9 protein-coding genes and 1 tRNA gene are annotated in these 9,569 nt (G+C 33.7%); 6 read left to right on the top strand and 4 right to left on the bottom strand.

Annotated elements, in window-relative coordinates; genetic code table 11:
- Positions 1 to 66: 66 nt before the first annotated feature.
- The 3 genes from H6W52_RS11155 to H6W52_RS11145 all read left to right on the top strand — a co-directional run bounded on the left by H6W52_RS11155 (position 67) and on the right by H6W52_RS11145 (position 3,130).
- A complete protein-coding gene (locus tag H6W52_RS11155) occupies positions 67 to 1,065 on the top strand; it encodes a helicase-related protein (RefSeq protein WP_228457590.1) in 999 nt (332 codons plus the stop codon).
- A 180-nt stretch (positions 1,066 to 1,245) separates the two neighbouring features.
- Positions 1,246 to 1,467, top strand: coding sequence for a hypothetical protein (locus H6W52_RS11150; protein ID WP_116098584.1), 222 nt, complete (start codon positions 1,246 to 1,248; stop codon positions 1,465 to 1,467).
- Positions 1,468 to 1,555: 88 nt separating this feature from the next.
- Complete coding sequence (locus tag H6W52_RS11145) at positions 1,556 to 3,130, top strand: recombinase family protein (RefSeq protein ID WP_185216714.1); 1,575 nt, start codon at positions 1,556 to 1,558, stop codon at positions 3,128 to 3,130.
- Here H6W52_RS11145 and H6W52_RS11140 read toward each other — a convergent pair.
- A tRNA-Arg gene (locus tag H6W52_RS11140) sits at positions 3,096 to 3,169 on the bottom strand. The genes H6W52_RS11145 and H6W52_RS11140 overlap by 35 nt on opposite strands.
- A gap of 59 nt (positions 3,170 to 3,228) precedes the next feature.
- Between H6W52_RS11140 and H6W52_RS11135 the strand changes: the two genes are divergently transcribed.
- From H6W52_RS11135 to H6W52_RS11125, 3 genes are read left to right on the top strand one after another with little or no spacing between them, the layout of a single operon-like run.
- Positions 3,229 to 4,275 carry an ABC transporter substrate-binding protein gene (locus H6W52_RS11135; protein ID WP_116098586.1) on the top strand — a complete coding sequence of 349 codons (1,047 nt, stop codon included), beginning with the start codon at positions 3,229 to 3,231 and terminating at the stop codon, positions 4,273 to 4,275.
- Positions 4,276 to 4,317: 42 nt separating this feature from the next.
- Positions 4,318 to 4,962, top strand: a complete 645-nt coding sequence (mtgA, locus tag H6W52_RS11130) for a monofunctional biosynthetic peptidoglycan transglycosylase (RefSeq protein ID WP_116098587.1) — start codon at positions 4,318 to 4,320, stop codon at positions 4,960 to 4,962.
- Positions 4,963 to 4,975: 13 nt separating this feature from the next.
- Positions 4,976 to 7,006 carry a recombinase gene (locus tag H6W52_RS11125; protein ID WP_116098588.1) on the top strand — a complete coding sequence of 677 codons (2,031 nt, stop codon included), beginning with the start codon at positions 4,976 to 4,978 and terminating at the stop codon, positions 7,004 to 7,006.
- Between the two features lie 10 nt (positions 7,007 to 7,016).
- On the opposite strand, the gene H6W52_RS11120 is transcribed toward H6W52_RS11125, so the two are convergent.
- The 3 genes from H6W52_RS11120 to H6W52_RS11110 form a co-directional block, all read right to left on the bottom strand.
- Positions 7,017 to 7,313, bottom strand: a complete 297-nt coding sequence (locus H6W52_RS11120; RefSeq protein WP_116098589.1) for a hypothetical protein — start codon at positions 7,311 to 7,313, stop codon at positions 7,017 to 7,019.
- A gap of 417 nt (positions 7,314 to 7,730) precedes the next feature.
- Positions 7,731 to 8,810, bottom strand: coding sequence for a DNA replication/repair protein RecF (recF, locus tag H6W52_RS11115; RefSeq protein ID WP_116098591.1), 1,080 nt, complete (start codon positions 8,808 to 8,810; stop codon positions 7,731 to 7,733).
- 3 nt (positions 8,811 to 8,813) lie between these two features.
- The gene (locus H6W52_RS11110) at positions 8,814 to 9,569 is read right to left on the bottom strand and encodes a hypothetical protein (RefSeq protein WP_116098592.1); all 756 of its coding nucleotides are present in this window, start codon (positions 9,567 to 9,569) and stop codon (positions 8,814 to 8,816) included.

Below are 9,569 nucleotides of genomic sequence, written 5' to 3'. Positions count from 1 at the left end.
TTGAAGAGTTTAACAATCAAAACAAAATTTATCAAAATGTAGCTTAACTTATACTGGAATTTTTATTTGCATATCCACATTACTGGTGCAACGAGCAAGCCTAACAGACTAAAAATTCAAGATGATTTTAATTCCGGTAAAGTCAAAATTATTCTCGGCAGCGAAGCTATTCAGGAAGGAATGAATCTTCAGCAAAATACTAGTGACTTATATATGCTCTCTCTTCCCTACAATTTTACAACTTTACGACAGGTCGAAGGTCGTGCCTGGAGGCAAGGGAACAAACACGAAAATGTAAGGGTTAATTTTATGCTTACTAATGATAGCATCGATGTATTTATGCTTCAGAAGCTTCAATCAAAACAAGCAAGATATTTGGAAGCAATGAAAAAAGGAGCTAATGTTTTAGATATTTCTGATATCAGTACGCAGGAACTCAAAACATCCATTATAACAAATCCGGAAACAAGATCTAATATTGAAATTGAATTGCTAAAAAGAAAGATTGAAAGTGAGAAAAATAAGCATCTGGCTGATAATTCGTTTGTTTTAAGGAAGTATGAAGATTTCTTAAAAGTAAAAGAGTTGGTAACTAAAGCTGAACATTCCTATAATAGGATTTTAGGATACTCTGAAAACAGCGATATAAATTCGGATTACTGGAAAGACCAATTACCATCATATCAGAAAGCAATTGATTTGGCTAAATCTGAAGTTCAGAAAACAATTGAATATCTAGCTGAAAAGGGTGTTAATGTTACAGAGATCGAATTTCAAACTAAAACTACGGATAATAAAATAGCTGAATTGGACAAAAAGTTGGAAGAGCTCCCACACATTAGGATACAGATGATTACAAAATATAAAATTGAGAAGGAGAAAAAACAAAAACTGAGTCAAACGAGAGATAATGTAATGGAAAGGATGGATGAAAATGTTAAGTTCTTCGTACAGAAAAATAGACAATTTAGTGAAGGTGGTTCAACTAACATCAAAGCTGTTGCTAAGCAAACGTCAGACCGTCAAATCGGAGAACAACCTATAAATCTTTTGCGAAAGAGATAGAAGAAACACCAAATGAAAATCACATCAATTTTTTCAGAGAATTCTTTTTTATACCAGACAAATCTTAAATATCCCTCACTCACTTGTAGAGAGCTTTATTGTACAAAATATTTACGATTTTTATTCAAGCTTCAAAATTGAGGATGAAATAAATATGTCCTTAGAACTTAAATTTTTTAAATGTCCAAAGCAAAAATAAATAAACGGCCGTCTGCTAATGCTTCAAATTTATTTGAAGTAGAGTCGATTATGAATTTTAAAGAAATGCCTTTGGAGGTTGCTATTAAAATGCTCAAAGCTTCAGAAATTTTTGTTTCGGAAGAAGAAGCTTCCGAGATATTATCACTTTTACATACTCTTGCTAAAATTACGATCAAAGAGTTTCTTTTAAATAACGATTAATTTCTTATTTTAGTGATTCATAATTACTTAGTTTAACAACTTTGTAAGTTTTATATTATTCTTTATTTCCAATTTAAATTAAATGAATATGAAAATTGCTGATTTATATATACGTGTATCAACAGACGAACAAGCTGATAAAGGATATTCTCAGCGTGATCAAGAGGAAAGATTGAGAAAACATTGTAATTCTTTGAATATAGTTATCGGTAATGTAATTTATGAAGATCACTCAGCTAAAACATTTGAAAGACCTGAATGGAAAAAGTATATGTATGGATTTAGAAGGTTAAGAAAAATTAAAGAAGGAAGACTGTTATTATTCACAAAGTGGGATCGTTTCAGTCGTAATACTAGTGAAGCCTATCAGATGATTTCCAATTTAAACAAGCTAAATATTACTCCACAAGCTATTGAACAACCGCTTGATCTGAGAGTGCCGGAAAATAAACTTTTGCTTGCGATTTATTTGTCTACTCCCGAAGTTGAAAATGATCGTAGGGCAATGAATGTGACTTATGGAATGAGAAGAGCTATCAAAGAAGGGCGGATGATGGGAATAGCTCCGTATGGATATATTAATAGAAGTAAAGAGGACGGGAGAAAATATGTTGCAGTCAAAGAACCTGAAGCATCAAATATAATCTGGGCTTTTAAACAGGTAGCCAAAGGACATCTTCCTACTGCTGTGGTTCTTAAAGAAATGAATAAACGTGAAGGAAGGAAACTTACAAAAAATTCATTTATGGAAGCTTTAAGAAATATAGTATATACTGGCAAACTTTTGTTAAAAGCTTATAATGATGAAGAAGAGAGAATAATTGAGGGAAAGCACGATGCTTTAATCTCAGAGGATTTATTCTTGAAGGTACAAAGCATTCTATTTAGAAAAAGTAATAAAGATGACTTTTTACCTGCCGGTCGTATAATAAATGAGGAACGCTATCCTTTGAGAGGACTTTTACTATGTCCAAAGTGTAATAAAAACTTGACAGCCAGCAGTGCAAAGGGAAGAAGTAAACATTATTATTACTACCATTGTACAGTTGATTGTGGTTTTAGACACAATTCTGAAATTGTCAATGATTTATTTGTGGAAGAACTTTCAAAATTCAGCTTTAACAATGGTGCAACAAAAATATTGAAAGCAATATTTATTCAAAATTTTGCAGTTGCGTCAAATAGCGTTGGTGATGAACGCAAAGTACTTCAAAATAAGCTTAATGGAATAGAGCAAAGAATTGAAAAAGCACGAGATATGTTCATTGAAGATAAATTAGATGAAGAAGATTTTAGAAGCATAAAAAATAAATACAAAACTGAAATAGAAAATCTGAAGGTTAAATTAAGTGCTTTAAAGAGTTCAGCTGAAAATAATAATTTTGAACAAAGGATAAATAAAGCACTTGATTCCATTACAAATATTTCTGAAAGATATAAGAATGCGAACACAATGGATAAAAGGGCAATTGTTGGTTTGATATATCCTGAAAAGTTAATCTTTGATGGAGAGAATTTTCAAACCACAAAAATCAACAGTTTTGCTAATGGTATCTTTTTGATTAAGAAGGAGTTAGGAAATAAAAAAAACCGACAAAGAAGTGAATTATCTTCTAATGTCGGTCTTGTGAGCTCGACAGGATTCAAACCTGTAACCTTCTGAGCCGTAATCAGATGCGCTATTCAGTTGCGCCACGAGCCCGTTGTTTCCTTATCGTTTAAAGGTTTGCAAATATAGCACTTTTTTCTTTTCTTTGAAAGATGAAATCAAGAATTTTACTATTAATCGCGTTTTTCGCGCTAACCTCTTGTAAAAGAGAGACAAAAAATTCACCTTCGGAAGCTGTTTCAGTTTCAAATTTGGTGCAGTACAAAGAAGAGAATGGAGGAATACACATCAAATCCGGAAATTTCACCTATGATTTCAAGAAAAATCAGATTCCGTTTAAAAAAATTATCCTGCTGAATGCAAGTATGGCGGGTTATATTTCAGAGCTGAATGCAGAAAATCTCATTATCGGCGTATCAAATCCGGAATATATTTATTCAGAAAAAATTCAGAATTTAATTAAACAGGGAAAAATTCAGAATTTGGGAAGCGAGCAGAAATATGACGTGGAAAAAATTATTTCGCTAAAACCCGACGCTATTTTTACCAATCATATCGCCAGTTTTGACAATACGTACCAATTGCTGAAAAACAATGGAATTCAGGTTGTTTTTCTGGATGAATATCTGGAGCAGAAACCTTTGGAGAAAACAGCTTACATCCAACTGTTCGGAAAACTTTTAGGAAAAGAAAAAGAAGCGGAAACAAAATTCGATGAAGTTGAAAAAAACTACAGTGATCTGAAAAAACTTGCGCTTACTGCAAAAGAAAAACCAACCGTTTTGGCGAACGAAATGTATGGAGATGTATGGTATCTTCCCGGAGGAAAAACTTCTGCTGCTAATTTTATTTCCGATGCCAATGCAGAATATATTCTTAAAGACAATACAGATCAGAAGGCTGTAACCATGAGTTTTGAAGAGGTTTTTGCAAAATCCGGTAAAGTACAGTATTGGATCAATGCAGGAAATCATATCTCCAAGAAAGAAATGCTTAGCATAAATCCTTTTTACAGCAAACTGGAAGTATTCAACAAAGGAAAAATCTATGTTATTACAGGAAAAGAAAAAGGACAGGCAAATGATTTTTTTGAAAGCGGCGTGGTGCGTGCAGATTGGGTATTAAAAGATTATATTAAAATTTTTCATCCGGAACTTTTACCCGATTATCAGCTTACTTATATGAAAGAATTGCGATAACTCGGAGTATTTCCTTATTTTTGACTTTCTTTTTTTAAAATTATGTGGAAAAAAATTAAACAGATTATATTCGTTCTTCTTATTCTTAACGTTGTTTTTATTGTTTGGGGAAGATTTTTCAATCCTCCCATCACGCTTACTCAGATTGGCGGACTCTTTGAATACGGAAGATTGCAGAGAGACTATATTTCCTACGATGAAATGGGAAGTAATGTAAAAAAAGCAGTAATTGCTTCCGAAGATCAGAAATTTTTCGATCATGATGGTTTTGATTATCAGGCGATTGAAAAAGCCATGAAAAACAACGAAAAAGGGAAAAAATTAAAAGGAGGAAGTACCATTTCTCAGCAGACTGCAAAAAATATTTTTCTTTGGCAGGGCAGAAGCTGGATCAGAAAAGGATTGGAAGCTGTTTACACGTTCATCATCGAAAAAGTCTGGAACAAAGACATTATTCTTGAAAGATACCTGAATTCCATAGAAATGGGACAAGGCGTTTTCGGGATAGAAGCGGCTTCAGAATATTATTTCGGAAAATCTTCCAAAGATCTCAACACCTCGGAAGCAGCGTGGATTGCAGCCGTTTTACCCAATCCTAAAAAATACGATCCTAAAAATCCATCTCCTTATCTCAGAAAGAAGCACAACTGGATTATGAGACAGATGAGGAATGTGCGTTTGAAATAGTATCTTTGCACCAATGAAACTCTTTAATTCCAGCACAAACTTTGAGTCGGTTCTTAAAAAATATTTTTCTTTTAAGAATGAAACGCTTTCGCTCGATCCGTTTGCCGAAATTTTAGACAGTGCAAAAAAGTCAGACTTTGCAGAGGTTCTCCGTTTTTTCAGGGAAAATCCTGAAATTCTTGAGAATTTTAAATATTATCTTCAAAATATTTTCCAAGGAAAAGCGTTCAATTTATCGCTTACAGAAGCCAATATTTTATCGGAAAACGCCTTTATTCCGGAGCTTAAAAAGAGAATTCTGAATAAAGTGCTTCCACCGGTCGTTAACGAAAATACGATCTGGTATATGATTGATAATGTAAGTCTTACTCCCAAAAAAGATTTAAGTTTCTTTCATAATCTTCCCGAAAATGAACTGGATGAACTCTTCAGACTTTTAGGAATTTCAGATTTCATCATCAGTCCGGAAGTGAAGAAAGAAATGCTGTTCTCCATGAACATCCTTTCATGGCGCGTTACAGGGGCAGCGATGGAAGTGGAAGTCGTAAGAATGGCTCCTCAGTACAAAAATTTTGATAATCCTTTTCTGGCATTGCAAAATGAGCTCGAAGAACTGGCTGCAGATTTCGAAAAAGACAATCAGCTTCAGTTGAGTTCCAAAAACAGCCGTTATAAGCAGATTAAAATTTACATCGAGCAATGTCTGGAATTTGTAAATATTGCCTTTAAAAACTCCTCAAAATACGGAATTTCGGGGAAAATCAATCAGTCTCTTCTTAAAATCCGCCAACAGGTACAGCGAATTTTTGAAATCATTCAGCTTTTGGTTATTGATGAGGAGAAAGATGTTTTGTTGAATTCCAAACAGTTGGTTTTTAATATTTTAAGCTATAAATCTCACAGAAATAACATTTCTGAACTCATCAACGACAGTACAAGGCTGATTTCGCACCTGATCACGAATCATACTGCCGAAACAGGAACCCACTACATCACTTCGAGCCGGAAAGAGTACATGACGATGTTCTACAAAGCGAGTGGAGGAGGAATTATTGTTGGTGCATTGTGCGTACTGAAAATGCTTTACGGATACATTCCCGGAAGCGATTTTTCCCATGCATTTTTATATTCCATGAACTATGCGATGGGATTCGTGATGATCTATCTCATGGGTTTCACTTTAGCCACGAAACAGCCTGCAATGACAGCGGCAACAATGACAAAAGTTTTGGCAGAAGAAGGAAATATTAAAAGCAGCAGTACAGAATTTGCCCATTTGGTTTCCAAATTATTCAGAAGCCAGTTTATTGCTTTTGTGGGAAATGTTTTGCTTTCCTTCCCGATTGCTTTGCTGATTATTTACGGACTGGATGTATTTTTCTCGCAAAATTTAGCCATAGAACGATCAGATAAATTACTGAAAGATCTGGATCCTTTTAAATCTAAAGCTATTCTTCACGCCTGTATTGCAGGATTTTATCTTTTCATTTCAGGAATTATTTCAGGGAATATCGGAAACAATTCGGTGTTCTATCAGATTCCGGAAAGAATAGCAAAAAGTATTTCCATCAGTCGTTTATTCGGTAAAAATTTCGCCAAAGGATTATCCAAATATTACGCGAAAAACTGGCCCGGAATTGTATCCAACTTCTGGTTCGGGGTATTTCTTGGAGCAACAGCTCCGGTAGGATTATTCTTAGGACTGGATCTTGATATACGCCACATTACTTTTGCCGCAGGAAATTTAGCTTTGGGATTATACGGGAAAGATTTCACAATCGATTCTTATACCTTTTTCATTTCTTTGGTAACGGTTTTCCTGATTGGTTTTTTCAATTTTCTGGTAAGTTTCAGTTTGTCTATGTTTTTGGCTTTCAGATCCAGAAAACTGAATTTCGGACAGGTTGGAGAACTTTACAAAGGAATTTTCAGGTATTTTTTAAAACATCCGCTGAAGTTTTTCTTTCCGATACGATCCGGTCTTGATAAAAAAGCAGACGAACTCATGAGCAATACGAAATCTGCCAAACCTGAAGAAGAGTAAAATCTGATTTTTACAATATCTGAAGATCATCAAACTTCTCCACACCGAATTTATCCTGAAATTTTCTCAGGAAAAAGCTTTTCCGCATCTGAAAATCGTGCTTTAAAAGGGGAGAACTGATTTTGATGAAAACACATTTATTTTCAATATTTACGCTTTTAATTTCATTGAAAAGGCTTTCATCAAGATAATCCGAAAGAAAATCTTTAATCTCAAAAGCTAAAAGTTTATGCTCAAAACCATGAATTTTGGCAAAAGATTTTACAAGTTCCGAGGACTGGAATTCACGTTTTTTATTTTTTTTCATAATCGTCGTTGTTGATTTGGATTTTTTTTGATAAATAGAATAATATCAACAAAAGATTAAATCCGACATTGAATGCTGAAACAAATGTTGGATAGATATAGGAAAATTCATACCCTTGAGCAGAATGGGTCAGTTTTTCAAAATAAATATAAGCAAGAATTTGAAATAGAAATGATGCAAAAAATGCAATAATGTATCGATTTACTTTTTTAAATAAATAAATAAAATTTACAGAATTTAAGAGAATGATTTTGAATAAAGTAAAAAGTATAATTTTAAGCTGATATTCACCAAAAATAAATTTGTTTCCTGCTATTAAAAGACAGGGAATTATGATTGATAGAAATAATATCGCTACATAATATTTTAATATTTCTCTAATTTGCATATGTAAATAATTAGTAATTTATTCAGAAATTACACTTCAAAAATGATACTTTCCTCATTAATCTTTTTTACTACATTTTCCGTGCGTTCCCGATGCGTATCCGTAATAAAAATCTGTCCGAAATTTTCCTGATTCACCAGTTCTATCAATTGAGAAACACGGCTGTCGTCCAGTTTATCAAAAATATCATCCAGCAAAAGAATAGGCGTTTTCTTTGTTAACTCTTTTATAAGGCTCATTTGCGCCAGTTTCAAAGAAATTAAAAAGGATTTCTGCTGTCCCTGAGAACCTATTTTCTTAATTAAGACAGCATCCATTTCAAAAAGAAGATCATCCTTGTGAATTCCTTTCGAAGTATAAGTCAGCATTCTGTCTCTTTCCAGACTTTCCTTCAGCAGATTTTCAAAGGAATTTTCAAGCAAATGAGACTCATAAAGTACAGAAACCGTTTCTTTTCCTCCTGAAATAATCCTGTAGAAATTCTGAACTATCGGATTTAACTTTTCAACGAATGTTTTTCTTTTAGTAAAAATTTTGGTTCCGAATTTAATGATCGGATCATCATAGATTTCCAGTGAATCTTTATCCCAAACCCTGTTTTTGGCAAAATATTTCAGCAAAGCATTTCTCTGCTGAATGGTTTTCTGGTACTGAATTAAATCAAAAAGATACTCAGAATCCGTTTGTGAGATCATCGAATCCAGAAATTTTCTCCTGCTTTCTCCCGAATCTGAAATTAAATTTGAATCATACGGAGAAATCATCACACTGGGTAAATATCCGATGTGATCCGCCATTCTGTCGTAGCTCTTATCATTTTTTTTAATGACTTTTTTCGCTTCTTTAGGCTGAAGTACTTTGATGTTGTCTTCACTGTCATCATTCTGAATTTCAGCATCTATCGTAAAGAAATCTTCGTCATTTTTAATATTGTTGAGATCCGTATTTCCCAAAAAACTTTTGCCTACAGAAAGATAATGAAGCGCATCCAGAATATTGGTTTTTCCCACGCCGTTATTCCCTACAAAACAGTTGATTTGCGGAGAAAATTCGAATTTTTTCTCGGTGTGGTTCTTAAAATTGTACAGGGAAAGCTTCTTGATAATCATTCGTCAAAAATACTTCATTATTCCTAAAAATAAAAAGGGAAGTGCCGAACAAGTTTCTACCCCGAAGGAAAAATACAGATCATCTCTTTCATTTTCAGAGAAGTAGATGAAAATATACGTAATGATGCTTGAAAGAAAAAAAGCCAGTGCATAATTAAAATCAAGATAAAAAACAGACAGAATATTGCTGATAAAAATAAGCAGATAAGCCAGATATTTTGTGTTCTGAATGCCGATCATCGTGGGAAATGTTTTCACGGTATCAACATTCATATCCCGAATGTCGAAAGGTAAAACCAAAGCCGTAATGAAGAAAAAGCTGATCAGGAAGATCGGGATACTGAATTCCGGCAACGTAAGCCAGCAATTCATCAGTCCCCAAACCAATCCTACATAAAATACCTTCAGCAGAGGAATTTTCCGGATATAAACATCAAGAAAAAAACTGTTGTATAATAAACCTAAAATAACGATGACAAACCATTTCATCAACCGTATTTCGTTGTGGTTATGAATAATTAACAACGAGCAGATAACTCCTGCAACAGCATTCAGAATCAGAATTTTTAAAAAATGTTTTGTTTTCTGGTATTTGGTGTACAGATAACCGCTGAAATACGTTATAAAAAGGAGGAAAACCGTCGGATAGCGGAACGTGTTTTGCTCCAACATGAAAAATACTGCAAAAAGAGTTCCCGTTAAGGATACGTAAAACTGACTGTCTATAACGGATTTTTTCAGTACTTTTAAGAAATTCAT

The organism is Chryseobacterium sp. C2(2020) (genome assembly GCF_014218915.1).
Classification (GTDB): Bacteria; Bacteroidota; Bacteroidia; order Flavobacteriales; family Weeksellaceae; genus Chryseobacterium; species Chryseobacterium mucoviscidosis.
Note: the sequence above shows the minus strand (reverse complement) of the source record. Positions and strands in the feature narration are given on the sequence as shown.